The sequence below is a fragment of the Geitlerinema sp. PCC 9228 genome, from assembly GCF_001870905.1.
Lineage (GTDB): Bacteria > Cyanobacteriota > Cyanobacteriia > Cyanobacteriales > PCC-9228 > PCC-9228.
Genome location: NZ_LNDC01000094.1, coordinates 1 through 17,835, shown reverse-complemented (window position 1 = coordinate 17,835; position 17,835 = coordinate 1). Strand labels below are relative to the sequence as shown.

Genomic DNA, 17,835 nt, shown 5'->3' with positions numbered 1-17,835 from the left:
ACCTCCGAAGGAGATGGTAGAATTTTCTTATTTTTTCTAGGATAATAAGATTGGTATGGCAACCTTAACTTGGGTAGTTTTTACTTTAACTGTCATTATCCTTATATATCATCTCTATCTAGGAATGCTTCCGAGGTGGCGTAATTCCCCGGCGAGTCAAACTGCGATCGATATTTTCCAATAACGCCAAATCTTCTTTCGGTAAAGAACGTCCCTTGTTCGCAAAAACCTCCCCAGGCGCTAGCTGACCTTCTAAAAAGACAAACGCCTCACGAAACGCTCTTGGTGTGGTGGCAACGGGCGCGTCAAAATGACAGGGAATTAACCTTTGAAAATCCCAACTGGCGACCTTATCCGCCCAATCCAAAACCGTTTTAGGGTCGCGATTGAGGATTAAAGTTTGTAAAATGGGAGCAACCAATAGCCGGCCTCCCTGACGCAAAGCAGCAAACGATCGCTGCCAGTCCGATTGCCAGCGGAACGGATACAAGCCGAAATAGGCTTGCTTGGAACGGTCGGGTGCCGTTTTGGCTTCTTGGAACGCTTGCGACCAGGGAATAGTATCCAAACAGCGAGGGCTAAAATAAAAAGCAAATAAAGATACCCGCTGCCATCCTTTGCGGCGATTGGCCGGCGTGTCTTCAATAGGCTCTAAAGCGGTTTCTCTGGCGTGAAATAGCAGGGGATAGGGTTCCTGTTGCAGAATTTCTGGTGGGTTTTCGGGAATGGAGAGAACGGCATCGGTGACCAACAACGTACGAGTTTGCTTGCAGAAAAAAGCTACTTCCTCAAATGGACCCAATCCCAGCTGAATTGGTCCCAATCTCGCATAATCAAACTCATCGGCAAAGGGGGTATCGGCGCTATTTTCCGGCAATTGTTGCGTGCGCCTGCCTGGCAATCCCAACCAACTTAACGGCAAATCGATGGGAAAACTCCATTGGTCGGGGGCAACAAAGACTTGCGCTTGGGGAAATTTCCGGGCAAATGGTCCCACAAATGCCTTATGTTCGATACCGGAAACCGTTGGTAAAATAATATATTTCACTGGACCGTAAGCTTCCACCAACTCATTCATTAGGCGCAAGCATTCTTTTGTGGGGGCTACGGGGGCGTAAACCAACAATCCGCCCGCTTCCAGCCTCACCACCGTCATGCGTACGGGAACGACGACGTAGAAAATCCCCTGTAGCTGGTCGAAGGTCCAAATTTTTGCCGGTATAACTTCTTGGCGAATGGTACGTCGCCGACCATAGGGATAAATCGGTACGGTGAACCAATACCGCCAAATGCGATCGCGGGTGGCGTTACTATCCATGGCAGACGAGCAGATATCGGTAGGTGAGTCCCTTCAATGGCGTATAGATATACCCAATGGGTTGTATCTAGCTTTTCATTATGCCCCATTTCTTGGCCACTGCAAAAGGTTACCGCCCAAACCACCGGTCAAAATTCTCTTCCATCCTCCCCAAACCCCCCTTAGCAAAGGCGATCGCTGCTATTTCCACCGGCGATCGCGACCCAAGCAGGTTGTCGTTATTAAAAAATCTTAATACCGTGGAAAAAAGGATCGCAATTGCTCCGCTTGCAGACCATCTTCCCACAGCCCCCATGTCTGAGCCCCTCATTAATTCTTGGAAAGTCAAAGCCACCCTACTGCTAACCAGCACCACCATTATCTTTCCCAGTGCCGCCATCGCACCGGCGTTGCCAGCCATGCAAGACTACTTCGCCGAGGTGAAAAACGTAGAATATTGGGTGCGCCTGGTGCTAACCATGCCTGCCATTTCCATTATTGCCGGTGGTTTGCTTTCCGGGCAACTCATCGATCGTATCGGTCGCAAACCCTTGCTCGTTGCTACCACCATCATTGCCGGTTTGGCAGGCGGTGCTGGTTTTGTGTTGGACGATATTTGGACATTACTTGCTAGCCGCGTTGTCTTGGGATTCGCCATTGCTTGTAGCATTACCAGCGTCACCACCCTCATCGCCGACTACTACCAAGACCGCACTCGTTCCAACCTCATGGGATGGCAGTCAACCACCATCGGTACCACCGGCGTTTTCCTGCTTGCCATCAGCGGTTTCCTCGCCGATATTGGTTGGCGGCTGCCTTTCTTGTTGTATCTCGTTCCCGTGCTGCTGGTACCATTCATGATCTTGTGGCTGTACGAACCATCCACCCAGCAGCCAAAAGAAGGCGAACCCCACGCTCGCCGCGCCAGCCAGCAACCATCGCCCTGGCCAATACGCATCCTGGCAATTATTTACGGGGTGGAAATGCTGCATATGTTTTTATACTATCTCACCCCGGTGCAAATGCCTTTTTACCTGCGGGAAGGGTTCGATCTGCCAGCTTCGCGCAGCGGCATTGCCATTGCCACCATGACCCTTTCCCAAGCGGCCATTTCCCTGGTGTATGGCAAAATTAGAATACGCCTGGGATTTGCCAATATCCTGACAGTCGCTTTTGCCGTTGGTGCGGTCGGTCACGCTATTGTTGCTTTTGCCCCCAACTACTGGATGATTATTAGCGGTTTGTCCATTAGTGGCTTGGGATTTGGTATGCTATTTCCCAACTCTAAAGTTTGGTTGTCGGAAACGGTACCTGCGGATATTCGCGGTCGTGCTTTGGGTGGTTTGACCACGGCTTTTTATATCGGTGAATTTCTATCGCCGTTTGCTAGCCAAACCGCAGTTAAATGGGTCGGCGGTAGTGGCACCTACGCCCTGGCAAGTGGTATCCTACTGTTGATTAGCGCGATCGCTTTGGCAACTCGATCGCAGATGGTGGAAAAACCCGTGGCGACAGCAGCCAACCCGAGCAAATAACGGTACGATCGTTTGTCCTGGGGGGCAAGATTTGTTTAAATACAAGCATCTGCCGCTACCTCTGCCAAGCTGCTATGACAATTTCTATTCAACCCCGCACCCGGGCCCAAGAATCCCGCGCCGCCATCGAACGCATTTATGTTATAATGCGCCATCTGTTTATTCGCGGCTACTACAAACCCGATGGTGTTTCGGGAAGCGCCCTCAAACAAGCCTTGCTGGCTTTGCAACCGGAAATTTACGGTTCTATTGCCGACCCAGAAAAAGTGGAACTGAACGGTTTGGCGTATGTCATCGATCGCCTTCCCCGGGGCATTGAAATGTGTCGCTTTGTAAAGTTAGTAGCTGCCGAAGGCTACGGGGATTCTGGGTTTGAGAAAATTCTTCCCGCCAAACGCCGCCGCAACTGCTACCGCATCGACGACGAAACCATGCTGGTGGAAGTAACCAGGGGTCGCAGCGAAATTTACGATATCCTAACGCATTTGACGTTTATGTACGTGGAAGCGGATAAAATCTGCGAACATGCCCTGGAGGAAGACCAGCCCACCCAAGAATGGGTAAAATTGGCAGAAATTGTCACCAAGCAAATGAACGGCGATCGCGCCCAATATTCCCAAGTGGAAACCCAAGAAGTGCGCGAACGAGCATTTTCCTACGCCAGTACCCTACTGGGGCGTACTTACGCAGAAACAGTACAAGCCTACGAACGCTTTCAAGAAGAAGGTTCCAGCAACAATGGATTCTTTCATATTATCTACTGGCTGGGGCGTTTGGCCATGGAAGAAAATCAAAACCAAGGCGATCGCCAAATTTCCTTTAGTCCAGCCTTACGGGAACGCATCGGGCATCACATTCACGGGGAAAAATGGGCTGGTGAAGTAAAAGAATTCTTACTCGCCAACCACCTGTGGGAACGCCCCCTGCACATTATCAGTGCCAACTTGCACAGCATTCTCAATACCCTGTTTGCCTTCCCAGCGTTAAAACCCAAAATGGGTCCGCGCACCATTGAAGAAATAGCCCGGGAGTTGAGCTTGCCAGAAAACCAAGACCTCAACCAAGAAGTTTGGGAGTTTGCCCACCGCCACGGCATGCACTATCTCCCCGATCGCGCTGGTACAAATATTCAGGTGCAGCTATTCGATACAGCTTTTCTCCCCATCGATTGGCTCAGTCCAGAAATTCAAATCGACCGCGAGTATGTAGAGAACGAAAAACCTGTGCTGTTGGTCATGGACTATGCCTTTGGCGAGCAAGCTTTTGAAATCTTCGACGAACTACTCAAACCCTACAAAACCGGTACGGAAGCAAACAATTTGAATCTGGGCTCGATTTCAGTGATGGGGAAAGCCGGCACGTTGGTAGGGGAAAAAGGAGATTTAATGATTCCCACCGCCCACCTGTTTGAGGGCACTGCGGATAACTATCCCTTTGAAAACGACCTGCAACCAGAAGATTTTGCTGACACGGGATTGCCCGTCTACAAAGGTGCCCTGATTACCGTTTTGGGTACTTCTTTGCAAAATGCGGATATTCTCAGGTATTTCAAGGAATCTTCTTGGAACGCCATTGGTTTAGAAATGGAAGGGGCGCACATGCAGAAAGCCATCCAAGCCGCCGCCAAAATTCGCCGCAGTATTGATGAAAATCTGACCCTACGCTACGCTTACTACGCTTCCGACAACCCCCTGGTTTCCGGTAGCACACTGGCATCGGGAAGTTTGGGGCAGCTAGGAGTGAAGCCGACCTACGCCATTACTTTAAAGTTTTTAAATAAAATTTTCCATCCCGAAGGCAGAAGCGATCGCTAGGTTGAGTAGCAGATGCAAAACGCCCAAAACGCAAAGCTTTGTAGCCATCTTGTGCAGAAATAAGCTAGGCTAGAAAAAGCAAACAGATAAGAGTGTCTGGGAGACTTCCACCTGCGAACTTGAAAAAAATCCCACTTTCCCTACATCGATGGTGCAAACCAATCAGAAATATTGGTTTTGAATGGGTGGTAGCCAAAAAGTTCATCCTTTTTTGCCCTCAATCGAAAGCAACTCGCAAACATCAAGTGCTATCCAAACACCAACCCCTCTCCATCCTGAGAACAACCTAAAAACCAAGCAAAATAAAAAGTCATTTTAAAATAGCGCCTGCATAGCGGCAGCAACAAGCAGCAATAAAAACTTATAAACAACCAAACAATATGTAAAGGGAAATTGACTCGCAGAAATTGCTCGATTGAGTCTGATTGGATAATGTCACATCAAAAGGATAACCAACATTCGCACGAATTGCCTTCAGCCAATGAAATCCCCCCACCAGCATCTCGCCAAGCCGCTTTAGAGGCGCAATACCACCAACTGCAACGGCAATTGGCAGCGATAGAAACCGAACTTGCCACCTACCAAAGCAGCCTGTCATCGTCATCGTGGCAGCAACCGCGGTTGCAAGCCATTTTTCAACAAGATGTCGTGGGCATTGTCGAAATTGGGTTGGATGGATATTGCCGATATGCCAACCAAAAATTTTGCGCGTTAATCGGATATTCCCAGGAACAATTGCCCAACAAAACCATTGCAGACATGACCCATCCCCATGAGGCGGTATCCAGTCAAGCAACGCTGTCATCCCTGCTACAAGGGGAAATCGAGCAAGCCACCGGCGAACAACGCCTCCTCCATCAGGATGGTCGTAGCGTTTGGGTGCATGTAACGGCTACCCCCGTACGCCACGCCGATGGTACGATAGAAGCCGCGATCGCGATTGTCGAGGATTTAACCCCTGCCAAAAGATTGGAAGCCACCCTGGTAGAACGGGAATCAGCATTGCGGAGTTTTTACAATAGTACCTCCATGATGATGGGCATTGTGGAGGTAACCGAAGACGACATTCACCATATCTGGGATAACGCCGCCACTGCCCAGTTTTTTCGAATTTCCCCCGCCGAGTTGAAAAACCGCCATGCCAGCGAGTTACGAGTGCCTACTGACATTCAAGCGTTGTGGCAGCAACACTATCGAGAAAGCCAACGTCGCCAGCAACCCGTTCGTTTTGAATACCAACATCCCCGCAACGGTGAAATGCGCCACCTGTCGGTTACCGTATCGCCCATTCTTGCTGAAGGCACAAAATACCAGCGATTTTGCTACATTGCTGAAGATATTAGCGATCGCAAACAAATCGAAACCAGCCTACGCCAAACCATGCAAAAATTGCTGCAATCCCAACAAATTGCCCATATTGGCGATTGGGAGTTTGAAGTGGGGTCGCAAAAAGTTACTTGGTCGGAACCCATTTTTCAGATTTTTGGTCTCGATCCCAACCAAGGCGTTCCCAGCTACGAAGACATTGTAGGCATGATTCATCCCGAAGACCGAGACCGATATCGCGCTACCTTGGAACGTACTTTGTGTTTTGGCGACCCGCTTTCCATTGCTTTCCGCCTCATACAGCCTAATGGAAATATCCGCTATTTAAAAACTAGAGCCGAAATTGAGTTTGATGATTTTGGCAAACCTGCCCGTCTGTTTGACGTTGCCATCGATATCACCGATCGCAAAGAAGCTGAAGAAGCCATGAAAGCTTCCGAGCAAAAGTATCGGCTGTTGGTGGAACAGATGCCAGCGGCGATTTACCGTGCCCATCTCGACCGCAACATTACCACCACCTATATCAGCCCGGAAATAGAAGCAATGCTGGGGTATAGCCCCGAACAATGGCAGCAAAATCCGAATTTGTGGGTGGATTTGCTTCATCCCGATGACCGAGAAGAGGTGCTTGTCAATCTCCATCAAATGCAAAAATTAGGAAAAGGCTTTGTGAGCGAATATCGCCTGGTGACCTCGGCAGGGAAGACGATTTGGGTACGCGATCGCGCGCGAGTGGTAACCGACAACGAAGGAAATCCTTTGTTCTTGCAAGGGGTAATGCTGGATATTACCAGCCGCAAACAAGCAGAACTGGCACTATTGCAGCAAGCTAAACAAGAACAATCTCTATCTCGCATTACCCAACAGTTGCATCAATCCCTAAATTTGGAAGATATTCTGGAAACCACTGTAGAAGAAGCCAGGCAGTTTTTGTGCTGCGATCGCGTGGTGGTTTACCGCCTGGAAATAGAAGGGGAAGGCACTGTCATTCGCGAATCCGTTGCCGAGGCATGCCCTTCGATTTTGGGCACCACCATCCGAGATATGTGTTTGGTCAATGCTTCCTGTCGCGTACGGGAAGCCGACCGTGCTTCCATAGTAGAAGACCGAGAAGCCAGTCACATACATCCTTGTTACCGAGCGTTGCTGGAATCTATAAACGTGCGAGCTACCATAGTTTTGCCCATTTTCCAAGGGCAGCAGTTTTGGGGATTGCTGGCTGCCCAAGAATGCGATCGCAGCCGACAATGGGATCCATTGGATGTTCATTTTCTCACGCGCCTTGCCAGACAAGTGGGGATTGCTACCCAACAATCTCACTTATACGAAGAACTAAAAGCTTCCAATCGCAAGCTCAAACGCCAAGCCGCCGCCGATGGTTTGACCGGTATTGCCAACCGTAGATACTTTCAATACTATTTCCAACGGGAATGGCAGCGATCGCAGCGGGAGCAGGTTCCCATTGCCCTCATTTTATGCGATATTGACTTTTTCAAACAGTACAACGACACCTACGGTCATTTGGCAGGAGACGACTGCCTCAAACAGGTCGCCAAACTTCTAGAAAAAACCATACGCCGCCCTGCCGATTTAGCTGCTCGCTACGGCGGTGAGGAATTTGTTATTCTGCTTCCCAACACCCATCGATCGGGGGCGCAAGTAATTGCAAATAATCTGCAACAAAATCTATTTCAGTTGCACGTGGTACACAAAAGTTCTCCCATCAGCGATCGCATTACCCTCAGTTTGGGAGTTGCCGCCACCATTCCCCAGCCAGGGGAAGCATCCAACACCCTCATTGCCGAAGCTGACCGCTGTTTGTATGCCGCCAAAGAACAAGGTCGCAACCGCACAGTTGCCACGACAGACAACCCACCGGAAAACCATTAGGCAACGGCAAACACCGGCAAACTCACCACCGGAAATAAAATATATTCCACATAAAACAGCTTCCAAATAAACTGGTAAAACCGAGTCACAGCCGCTTTGTCAGCCAAATCCACCTGGCTGCTACGCCACCAAAAAAACGCCCACACCGCCGCGTGGGAAACCGCCGCCACCCAGGGATTAACACCAGGCAAAAAGAACCCGCCAGCCACAATAACGCTCAAATAGCAAAAACCGATCGCCCAACGTGCCAGTTCAAAGACCCTTTCCGCCCCCAAACGCAGACTATAGGTGGCAATATGGTATTGGCGATCGCCTTCAGTGTCGGGAATATCTTTAAAAATAGCAATGGCAAACGTATACACCAAAATAAAAAACGTCAGCAACCATACCGGCGGTAACACCGGAAATCCCTGGTGAAAGTGCAGAAACAACCCCAAATTGACAATAACGCCGCGCACGCTAAAAATACAAACAGACGCCCAAAATGGAAATCGCTTCAGTCGCACCGGCGGTAGGGAATAAGCCGTACCAACCATCAAACTAATTCCCACCGTTGCCAGCAACCAAACGCCCTGCCAAGCCGCGGTCGCGATCGCCAAAATTCCTGCGATCGCAACAATCCATCGCCCCTGGGCAAGAGAAAACTCCGCCGCCGCCAAAGGCAAATGGGGTTTGTTCACCCGGTCAATTTCCACATCTTGCAGTTGGTTCAATCCCACAATATAGATATTACCGCACAAACAAGCTAGCCACGCCCCCAACAAAACCGGGAAATGCCGCCAGCCATATACCAAGACACCTTCACCGCTGGCACCAGCACAAATGACATACAAAGCCACCACACTCAAACTGGTACCAATAATCGTGTGCGGTCGGGAAAACTTCCAAAAAGACAACCACCAGGGAGTTGTTTTGACAGAAGATAGGCTCATAAATCTACAAATCGAGCAGCATCCGTTGATTGTATCCCATTATTTTTCAGCATAAAGCAAACCAAAACGAATCAAACCGCGATCGTATCCCTTCTGCATCAACGGCAGTGCCCCAGCCGCCTGCCAAGTTTCCTCGCCTGCCCACAACAACGCCCACAAAACCGCCGGATCCAACGCCGATGCCACCACCACATCCCAAAACGGTGCCACCGCCGCCGACCAATCCGCCGTGCGAATATTTTTGCAGCCAATTTCCTCGGCAATGGCTTTGTATTCCGGTAGGGAAATCACCCCCGGCAGATGATAAACCCGATAAATTGCTTCCAAATGCCGTTTTTCTGAAGGGGTGAGTTCGCCGCTATAGGCATCTGTGGGTCGATGGCACCAGGTCGCCAGTAAAATGGTACCTCCAGGAGAACAAACCCGGTGGCATTCCCGCAAAAACTGGGCTTTGTCGCTCATGTGTTCGCCGCTTTCCAACGACCAAACCAGATCGAAGGTATCGTCAGCAAACGGCATTGACATGGCATCCACCACTTGAAATTGGCACTGCTCGCTCAATCCCGCCATTTGCGATCGCTCTATGGCACGATTTGCCTGCACTGGAGACAGAGTAATTCCCGTTGCCTTGGCGTTGTAGCGAGCAGACAAATCCAGGGTACTGCCCCCAATGCCACATCCCACATCTAAAATATTCTGGGGAGATTGTACCTGCGACCACTGCAAAAGGGCATCGATGAGATCGATTTGTGCCTGCCGCCGGGGTTTGCGGATTTCGCCGCGGGTTCCGTAGTAGCCGTGGTGCATATGTTCTCCCCACACATTTTCCCACAAACGGCTAGAAGCATCGTAAAACTGTTGAATTTGCTGGTTGAGGGTGGTATCGGTCATATTTTTTCATCGATAGCTATCTACAGCGAGGCAATTTGCCAAAATTTTCATTATCTCTAACAATGCAAGATAAACCATCTTCGTCGATTCCACCAGCCGGAAATACCATGACTTTATCCCAACAACTCTGGCAAGACAACAACGACCTTATTCAAGCATGTTTGAATCATCCTTTCGTGCAAGGAATTGGCAAAGGAGACTTACCCAAAGCCTGTTTTGCCTTTTATGTCGCCCAAGATGCCTTTTTTCTCAAATCCTTTGCCAGAGCCTACTGTTTGGCAGGGGTGCGTTCTCCGGATTGGGAAGGTTTTGAAACCTTTCACCAACTAGCCGGCGGCGTATTGGCAGAGTTGCAATTGCATCAAAACTATGCCCAACAGTGGGAAATTGACCTGCAAACGGTCACTCCAGCCCCAGCCACCCGACGCTATACAGATTTTTTGCAAGCCACTGCTTGGAGTAGCAGTGCCGGCGTCACAGCAGCGGCGATGGCACCCTGTATGAAGTTGTACAATTACCTGGGGCAGCAATTGGCAGCCCATGGTGTTCCCCAACACGACTACCGCGACTGGATCGAAACCTACAGTTGTGAGGAATTTACGCCTTTGGTCGCTCGATTGGAACAGTTGGTCGATCGCTACGGTTGTTCTGCGGATGCTACGGAGGCGGTAGGTTCGGCGTATCGCTATGCCATGCTCTGCGAACGTGACTTTTTCCAGGCGGCGTGGGAGGTGCAATTTTCGTCGGAAAAAGGGGAAGAGGGCAAGATATAAGTTTGTTTGTTTTCCCACGCTCGGTTGCGCTTATATCTACGGTTGGAACCAATTAAAGTTAGAAAAATGAACGTATCGAGAACAGTTGGCTTGGGGTTTCTTACGGTTATTGGCATCGGTACCATTTTGCTGGCGATGCCTTTTGCGAGTCAAACGGGGGATTGGACCCATCCGGTGGATGCTTTGTTTACGGCGACTTCAGCAACTTGCGTAACGGGATTGGTGGTGGTGGATACGGGAGATTATTTCTCGTTTTGGGGGCAATTGGTGATTTTGATTTTAATTCAGGTGGGGGGGTTGGGATATATGACGGCGACCACGTTTTTGTTGTTGCTGTTGGGTCGTCAGTTTCGGCTGCGGGATAAGGTTGCCATTCAGAAAACGTTGGATACGCCGGGGTTGGCGGGGTTGCGGAAGCTGATTTTATCGATTATTGGCGTGACTCTGTTTTTTGAAGCGATGGGGGTGGCCGTGTTGCTGCCAGTTTTTCGTCAGGATTTTCCGTCGCAGCAAAGCTGGTGGTTGGCGATTTTTCACAGTATTAGTGCGTTTAACAATGCGGGGTTTAGTACGTTTGCCGATAGTTTGATGGGGTATGCGCGATCGCTGCCTTTGAATGCGATTACCTCAATTTTGATTGTGTTTGGTGGGTTGGGGTATCAAGTGATAATGGAGATTTTTTTATGGTTGTGGGCTACGTGCCAACGCTTTTGGAAACAAGGAATTGTCGGGGAAAATACGGAACGATTTTTGTTTTCTCTGCATTTTAAAATTGTTACCAGAATGACGCTGTATTTGTTGGCGACGGGAAGCGTGTTATTTTTAATTACAGAATGGAACAATCCCGCTACTTTGGGGAGCTGGTCGTTTCCCGAAAAACTGATGGGCGCTTGGTTTCAATCGGTAACCACCAGAACCGCTGGTTTTAATACCATTGATATTTCTCAATTGAGCGAGACGGCGATTTTGATAGCCATTGTGTTTATGTTTTTGGGGGCAAGCCCGGGGGGAACGGGGGGTGGTATCAAAACCACGACCCTACGGGTTTTGTTTAGTGCGACGCGGTCGGTTTTGCGGGGGCGCAACTACGTTCTTTGCCACCAACGGAAAATTCCCCAGGAGATTATTTTAAAGAGTGTGGGCGTGTTGGTTTGTTCTTTGGTCGTAGCGATCGCAGCTACCTTTTTGCTCAGCATCAGCGATCGCACGTTAGAACTGACCAATATATTATTTGAAGTGGTTTCTGCTTTCGGCACTGTGGGACTTTCCTTGGGGATTACCTCGTCTTTATCCGTTTTTGGTAAACTTGTGATTACTGCAACGATGTTTGTCGGGCGGGTGGGCGTTTTGCTTTTGATTTCAGCGATTGTCGAACCCGCCAAGCGTAGTTTGCTACAGTATCCAGAGGAAAATTTATTGGTAGGATAAAGCCGTTGGTTTCCTACATGGTGGATGTTTGCCGTGAACCTATCTTCTTTAAGCTTATTTCGCAATATTCGATCGCAGAGCCAGCAATTTGCTTTAATTGGACTGGGGCGTTTTGGCTGGGCGGTGTGTTCTACCCTACACAACCTGGGATACGAAGTGCTAGCCGCCGATAGCGATCGCAAAAAGGTCGATCGGGCTTTAGCCAGCGCGATCGCCTCCCATGTGGTACAGTTAGACGCTACCGATACCTCTGCCCTCAAAGAAGCAGGGGTATTGGAATTTCAAACCGCTATCGTTGCCATTGGCAGATATATTGAAGAAAGCATTATCACCACTTTAAACCTCAAAGAAGCCAAAGTGCCCTTTGTGGTGGCGAAAGCTTCTTCCGATATTCACGTGAAGCTACTGCAAAGAGTAGGTGCCGATCGGGTAGTCTTTCCAGAGCGGGAAATGGGATGCGAACTGGCAAGAGCCCTCAGCAAACCGCGTATCCTGGAACGGTTTGACCTCGACCCCGACCACAGTATTGTGGAAGTACACGTACCTAAAAAATTTGATGGCAAAACCATTGCCGAGTTGGAACTGCGCAATCGCTACGGTTTGAACGTGGTTGCGGTCAATCAGGAGGAGGGAGAAAATAAATTTGAAATCAATCCACCTGCCGAAAAACAGCTACGAAAAGGCATGAACATTGTCGTCATTGGTGCCAATAAAGATATCGAGCGACTGTCAAAAGTAACATAAAACCAAAGCCTCCCGACCCTCCCTGCCAGGCGATCGCTTGGCGACAAGCAGAATGTACAGAATTGGAGACCTCTTGTTATATTGATATTTATCATCATTATTGCCATCGCTGGCTGTTAGCGGTACAAAGAACGATCTTCCTATAGAAACTACGTCGTATGATGCAAAATAGAGCGCATTGGACCAACCGCCTGGCTTTTGTGTTGGCGGCGAGCGGTTCTGCTATTGGATTGGGAAATTTATGGAAGTTCCCCTACATTGCGGGAACCAACGGTGGTGGTGCTTTTGTATTGGTATATTTGGCATGCATCGCCATCATTGGATTTCCAGTTTTGATCGGGGAACTGTTTGTGGGTCAACAATCCCAAAAAAATGTCGTGCAATCCTTTGAAGTTCTACACCGCCACCGCACTCCCTGGCGCATTGCTGGCTGGATGGGGCTGGTCAGTGCCTTTTTAATTTTATCCTTTTACAGCGTCGTGGGGGGATGGATTTTAGATTTTGAAGTGCGGGCGCTACTCAATCAATTTGCCACCCGTTCCGGCGAAGAAATTAAAAGCTATTTGGATACGCTGTTTGCCAGCCCTTTTCGAGTGCTTTTTTGGCATTTTGCGTTTATGGTGCTGACCACGGGGATTGTTGCCAATGGCGTGAAAAAAGGCATCGAACGCTGGACCAAAATTTTAATGCCTATTCTCTCGCTGATTTTGCTGGGATTGCTGATTTATAGCTTCTTTCTAAGCGGGTTTAACCAAGCGTTGGGATTTTTATTTTCTTGGGATACCAGCCAACTAACCGTCGATGGCGTTTTGGAAGCCATGGGTCATGCTTTCTTTACCCTCAGTTTGGGAATGGGTGCCATGTTGACCTACGGTAGCTACCTCGATAAGAATGAAAGTTTGCCGCGAACGGCTTTGACTGTGGCGGTGATGGATACGGTCATCGCCTTGGTGAGTGGCTTGGTTATATTTTCCATTGTCTTTTCCCATGGTGTGGATCCACAAGCGGGTCCGGAGTTAATGTTTAAAACTCTGCCGGTGTTGTTTGCCCAAATTCCGGGGGGAACGTTCATTGCGATCGCATTCTTTTTGCTGGTAGCTTTTGCAGCATTAACTTCGGCAGTCTCGCTGTTGGAAGTGGTGGTGGCGTATTGGGAAGAAACCCACAACAAAAACCGCACCTATACAGCCATTATTTGCGGCATGGCGATCGCGATTTTGGGAGTTTTTAGTGCCCTTTCATTCAACGTACTGTCAAATGTCAAAGTCGGTGGGTTGACCATTTTCGATTTGTTGGACACGATTACTTCCCAAGCTTTGTTACCTTTGGGAGGCACCTTGATTGCCCTATTCTTTGGCTGGGTTTTGGGCAAGCGTGCCATTGAAATGGTTATGAAAACCGGCAGCGAGAAAACTTTCTCCGCAGTTATTTTGTGGTGCAACCGCGCGATCGCCCCTTTAGCGATTTTAGGAGCAATCGGATACAAATTGATAACTTCTTAACAGCCAAACGCCGCCGTCTCGTGCTACAACAAGTGCAACTCCCCATCTCCCAACGCTCCAGATTTTTCCCTTTATGTCGATCGATTTTGTTGTCTAGGGCAGCACTACTTAAGCAAACACTATGGAACTTTTAGAATACCAAGCCAAAGAACTGTTCCGCCAAGTGGATATCCCCGTTCTACCGTCGCAGATTGTCAAACACCCAGGCGATATCAAGCAGTTGCAAATCCCCTATCCTATAGTGCTGAAATCGCAGGTGCGTTCGGGAGGTCGCGGCAAAGCGGGTGGCATTAAATTCGCCAACAATACCATCGATGCAGCGGCGGCAGCCCAAACCATTTTCCGCTTACCCATCCGCCAGGAATATCCTTCCGTGTTGTTGGCAGAAGCCAAATACAATGCCAGGGCAGAATTTTACCTATGCATAGTGGTAGACCGCGGTTCCTGCCGACCTTTGCTGTTGGGGTCGGCACAGGGTGGCGTGGATGTGGAGGAATCCGGCGTTTGCATGCAGCAAGTGTTGGTGGAAGATACGTTTTCCCCGTTTTATGCCAGACGATTGGCTCTGCAAATGGGATTGACCGGGGAAATGATGCTGGCGGTCAGCAATATTGTGGAAAAAATGTACGTGCTGTTCGAGCAGAAGGATTTGGATCTGGTGGAAATTAATCCCTTGGGCATTAGTGCCGACGGTGGCGAGGTGATGGCTCTTGATGGCAAGGTAACGGTTAACGACCATGCGTTGCCCCGACATCCAGATTTATTGGATATGGTGGCCAGCATCCCCGATCGCACGGGTATTATCCGCGCGGTTACCAACAATTCTACGGCAAATGCTTTGCAGTCTATTCGCTTGGAACAAATCGAAGCTGGCAATATTGGGGTTTTGTGCTGCGGTGCGGGGTTGTGTATGAGTACGTTGGATTTACTTTACCAAGCTCAGGGGAAACCGGCAAGCATTCTGGATTTGGAAGATTTGTACATTCAATCTTTGGCAGCGGAAGAGATTGCTTATCGGGTTACCAAGGCTTTAGAGGCGCTCGCGGGCGATCGCACTATTGAGGTATTATTTGTTAACTTGCTGGCAACGGTGGTTGGTTGCGATGTGCTGGCACAGGGGATTTTGAACTATGTCAACCAGGTAGGGAACGCTCCAACATTTCCTAAGTTGGTGGTGCGTTTGGCAGGGAGAAACTACCAACGAGCCCAGGAAATTTTAGCCCAAGGAAATATAGAAATTTGGGAAAATTTGGATCGAGCTGTCGCCACCGCTGTCGATCTTTCTAGGGAACGCGAAAAAGTCACACAAGGCCAACAATAAAGCGATCGCTGTTGCCATATCAACTACCTAACCATAAAAAAAAGCAACCAGACAGTGCCCTGGTTGCAAGTGGGTTGGGGTATGGAACTTATGACACACGCGATAGCGATCGCTTTTCCCTTTAAGTCAACGGATCGTAGAAATCCTGTGCTGGAATGTGACCGATGGCTTGTTCGTCTTGATTGATACAACCACTTTTCTTGGCATACTGGCAAACGCGCGCCCACAAACGACCCCGATTCCCTGGGGCACCACTGGAAAACAAAACTTGGTCGTTGCCTGTAATCTGGACGCCACAGGCGGGACATACTTGTACGTTGGATTCAGACATGAAACTTGCGGTTTATTAACTGCATTCGATATCCATCCTAGCGAGTTTTTTGTATAGAAATGTAAAAAATGATATAAAATGTGCCATTTTTATGGTATAAGGCTAAATTCACTGATAATCCAGAAAATCCAGCAAAATTTTTTGATGGGGCGGTGCCAAGTAGCGAATCCCCCCAGCAGCTTGGGAATATTTCTCTGCGCGGCGAATTTCTGTGGGCAACCACAAAGCCATATCCCACCCTTCCTGCAACTGTAAAGCTTCCAAACCCACCTGCAACGGCACGACAAACACGTGACGAATGACCGACGCCGAGGAATAACTGCGAAATCGATAGCTTGCAGGCACCGTATAGCCAATTTCTTCTGCAATTTCGCGTACTAAAGCACGTTCGGGGGTTTCCGCGGCTTCCAAATGCCCTCCAAACATAGCCCAGTAGCCGGGATAGACAATTTCCGGAATATCATCTCGCAGTTGCAGCAAAAATCGGTCTTCCTGTTGCAAAATTGCGATCGCGACTTGAGGTGGATCTGGCTTCATGGGTCTGTTGTTTTGTTTCTTCCCGTTTCTCTTCTCGCAAATAGCGTTGCCCCATCTCCCGACCTTCGATCGTAATTTGGCGGTAGTCAAGCTTTCCTTGCACCACCACTTGCGTTCCCTCAAGTGGCAACGACGCCGAAGAAGTGCTTACCCAAATTTTGCCTGTTTTCCCCTGGAGCAGATAGGCACCCCCTTCCAAAAAAGGTACTCGGCGGATGGTTTTCCCTTGCACCACCACCACTTTCCCGAGTTCGACCTCGGTATTCACTTGACGAATTGCGATCGCGCGATCGCGCCAACCATTACCATCAAAAAGCAACGTCGCCGTTGGTGAATTGGAAGAACAACCCACCGGCATTCCCAGCAACAGCAGCACGGAAACCGCAACCAGAGAAAAAGGCGACCTAGTCATTGCTAGCAAAACAATAAAAAGTATACAAGCATTGTGGTGTGGGAAATGGGGAACGTGGGAGCGTGGAGCGTGGGAGATTAGGAAATTAGGAGATAGGGAGAATTAGAAAATCAATTTATTTATGTCTCCCATGCCCTAATCCCCCCATGCTCGATATGCTCCCATACCTTCTCCAAAAACCTACTGCTTCACACCAGCAGGCGCAACGCGACGCACGGTAGCCAAAGCATCTACCAAACTCCGTACTTGCGCGATCGCGGCAACTTCGTTATCGAGGCGATTGACAGCAGAACCGACCCCAACCCCAGCTGCCCCAGCCGCAATAGCCATAGGAGCAGTGACGCTAGAAATGCCGGAAGCACACAGCACGGGGACCGAAACCGCATGGGAAATGGCGTGGGTGGCTGCTAGGGTAGGCGTGGCTTTTTCTACCAATCCCATAACGCCGGAGTGGGTGGGTTGGCTGCTGGTACCACCTTCTGTTTGAATAACATTGGCACCAGCGGCTACCAGAGTTTCTGCCAGTTCCACTTGACGGTCGAGTTCCAAAATGTGGGGAACAGTTACAGAAAGGGGAATTTCCGGCAGCAGTTTGCGGGTTTCGTGGGTCAGACGCAATACATCTTCCGCTTCAAACCGAATGCCGCGGTCGTAGAAAGGATCGAAATTCCCAATTTCAATGAGATCGGCACCGGCAGCTACGGCTGGGGGAAACTTTTCGGCTTCTACAGCCGATACGCATACCGGTAGGTGGGTTCGCTCTTTGGCTAGCTTGACCAGTTCTGGGTCAGCGGCAATATCCACAAAAGTGGCACCGCCGGCTTCGGCAGCTTTGACCGTTCTGGCGACTCGTTCTCGGTCGAAGTTGGTCAAGCCGCTAATGATTTTTAGAGCATTTCCTTGGGCAAAGATGGTTTCTTGGATAGGTTGCCAGGTCATAGTTTTTTGGAGGTACAAGTGGATCGCAATACTTCACAGACCTATTTTCACATAACTTGGTAGTAGCTCAACCTACAAGAAATCAAGTAAAACTTTCGGTAGCTTGGAATCCCCGTCGCTTTAGCGCGGGGAGGAAAAGCGCCTCGTGGGGCTTTAGCCCCAT

The 17,835-nt window shown here is 49.4% G+C and carries 15 protein-coding genes; 8 read left to right on the top strand and 7 right to left on the bottom strand.

Going from position 1 to position 17,835, the window contains the following annotated elements; genetic code table 11:
- Nucleotides 1-118: 118 nt before the first annotated feature.
- Complete coding sequence (locus tag AS151_RS07945; protein WP_071516511.1) at nucleotides 119-1,318, bottom strand: DUF4336 domain-containing protein; 1,200 nt, start codon at nucleotides 1,316-1,318, stop codon at nucleotides 119-121.
- A gap of 80 nt (nucleotides 1,319-1,398) precedes the next feature.
- Between AS151_RS07945 and AS151_RS07935 the strand changes: the two genes are divergently transcribed.
- The 3 genes from AS151_RS07935 to AS151_RS07925 all read left to right on the top strand — a co-directional run bounded on the left by AS151_RS07935 (nucleotide 1,399) and on the right by AS151_RS07925 (nucleotide 7,862).
- The gene (locus AS151_RS07935; RefSeq protein WP_139240572.1) at nucleotides 1,399-2,832 is read left to right on the top strand and encodes an MFS transporter; all 1,434 of its coding nucleotides are present in this window, start codon (nucleotides 1,399-1,401) and stop codon (nucleotides 2,830-2,832) included.
- Nucleotides 2,833-2,906: 74 nt separating this feature from the next.
- Complete coding sequence (locus AS151_RS07930) at nucleotides 2,907-4,646, top strand: hypothetical protein (RefSeq protein ID WP_071516508.1); 1,740 nt, start codon at nucleotides 2,907-2,909, stop codon at nucleotides 4,644-4,646.
- A 432-nt stretch (nucleotides 4,647-5,078) separates the two neighbouring features.
- Nucleotides 5,079-7,862, top strand: a complete 2,784-nt coding sequence (locus AS151_RS07925; protein WP_071516507.1) for a PAS domain S-box protein — start codon at nucleotides 5,079-5,081, stop codon at nucleotides 7,860-7,862.
- Here the strand turns inward: AS151_RS07925 and AS151_RS07920 are convergent.
- The gene (locus AS151_RS07920; RefSeq protein ID WP_071516506.1) at nucleotides 7,859-8,794 is read right to left on the bottom strand and encodes a homogentisate phytyltransferase; all 936 of its coding nucleotides are present in this window, start codon (nucleotides 8,792-8,794) and stop codon (nucleotides 7,859-7,861) included. The two genes, AS151_RS07925 and AS151_RS07920, sit on opposite strands and share 4 nt — an antisense overlap.
- A gap of 39 nt (nucleotides 8,795-8,833) precedes the next feature.
- Nucleotides 8,834-9,685 carry a methyltransferase domain-containing protein gene (locus AS151_RS07915; RefSeq protein ID WP_071516505.1) on the bottom strand — a complete coding sequence of 284 codons (852 nt, stop codon included), beginning with the start codon at nucleotides 9,683-9,685 and terminating at the stop codon, nucleotides 8,834-8,836.
- 107 nt (nucleotides 9,686-9,792) lie between these two features.
- On the opposite strand from AS151_RS07915, the gene AS151_RS07910 reads away from it, so the two are divergent.
- The 5 genes from AS151_RS07910 to AS151_RS07890 all read left to right on the top strand — a co-directional run bounded on the left by AS151_RS07910 (nucleotide 9,793) and on the right by AS151_RS07890 (nucleotide 15,453).
- Nucleotides 9,793-10,458 (top strand): TenA family protein, encoded by a 666-nt coding sequence (locus AS151_RS07910; RefSeq protein WP_071516593.1) that lies wholly within the window; start codon nucleotides 9,793-9,795, stop codon nucleotides 10,456-10,458.
- A gap of 66 nt (nucleotides 10,459-10,524) precedes the next feature.
- On the top strand, nucleotides 10,525-11,886 hold the full coding sequence (locus AS151_RS07905) for a TrkH family potassium uptake protein (protein WP_071516504.1): 1,362 nt from the start codon (nucleotides 10,525-10,527) through the stop codon (nucleotides 11,884-11,886).
- Nucleotides 11,887-11,919: 33 nt separating this feature from the next.
- Nucleotides 11,920-12,630, top strand: a complete 711-nt coding sequence (locus AS151_RS07900; RefSeq protein WP_071516592.1) for a TrkA family potassium uptake protein — start codon at nucleotides 11,920-11,922, stop codon at nucleotides 12,628-12,630.
- A gap of 158 nt (nucleotides 12,631-12,788) precedes the next feature.
- Nucleotides 12,789-14,132, top strand: coding sequence for a sodium-dependent transporter (locus AS151_RS07895; protein ID WP_071516503.1), 1,344 nt, complete (start codon nucleotides 12,789-12,791; stop codon nucleotides 14,130-14,132).
- 121 nt (nucleotides 14,133-14,253) lie between these two features.
- Nucleotides 14,254-15,453, top strand: a complete 1,200-nt coding sequence (locus AS151_RS07890; RefSeq protein ID WP_071516502.1) for a succinate--CoA ligase subunit beta — start codon at nucleotides 14,254-14,256, stop codon at nucleotides 15,451-15,453.
- Between the two features lie 121 nt (nucleotides 15,454-15,574).
- Here AS151_RS07890 and AS151_RS07885 read toward each other — a convergent pair whose 3' ends face one another.
- The 4 genes from AS151_RS07885 to AS151_RS07870 form a co-directional block, all read right to left on the bottom strand.
- Nucleotides 15,575-15,784: a hypothetical protein gene (locus AS151_RS07885; protein ID WP_071516501.1), complete on the bottom strand. Its 210-nt coding sequence runs from the start codon at nucleotides 15,782-15,784 to the stop codon at nucleotides 15,575-15,577.
- A gap of 108 nt (nucleotides 15,785-15,892) precedes the next feature.
- Complete coding sequence (locus AS151_RS07880; protein ID WP_071516500.1) at nucleotides 15,893-16,321, bottom strand: NUDIX hydrolase; 429 nt, start codon at nucleotides 16,319-16,321, stop codon at nucleotides 15,893-15,895.
- The gene (locus AS151_RS07875) at nucleotides 16,245-16,733 is read right to left on the bottom strand and encodes a hypothetical protein (protein ID WP_139240571.1); all 489 of its coding nucleotides are present in this window, start codon (nucleotides 16,731-16,733) and stop codon (nucleotides 16,245-16,247) included. The genes AS151_RS07880 and AS151_RS07875 overlap by 77 nt, the downstream gene beginning before the upstream one ends.
- Before the next feature lie 180 nt (nucleotides 16,734-16,913).
- Nucleotides 16,914-17,672 (bottom strand): DUF561 domain-containing protein, encoded by a 759-nt coding sequence (locus AS151_RS07870; RefSeq protein WP_071516498.1) that lies wholly within the window; start codon nucleotides 17,670-17,672, stop codon nucleotides 16,914-16,916.
- Between the last annotated feature and the right edge of the window lie 163 nt (nucleotides 17,673-17,835).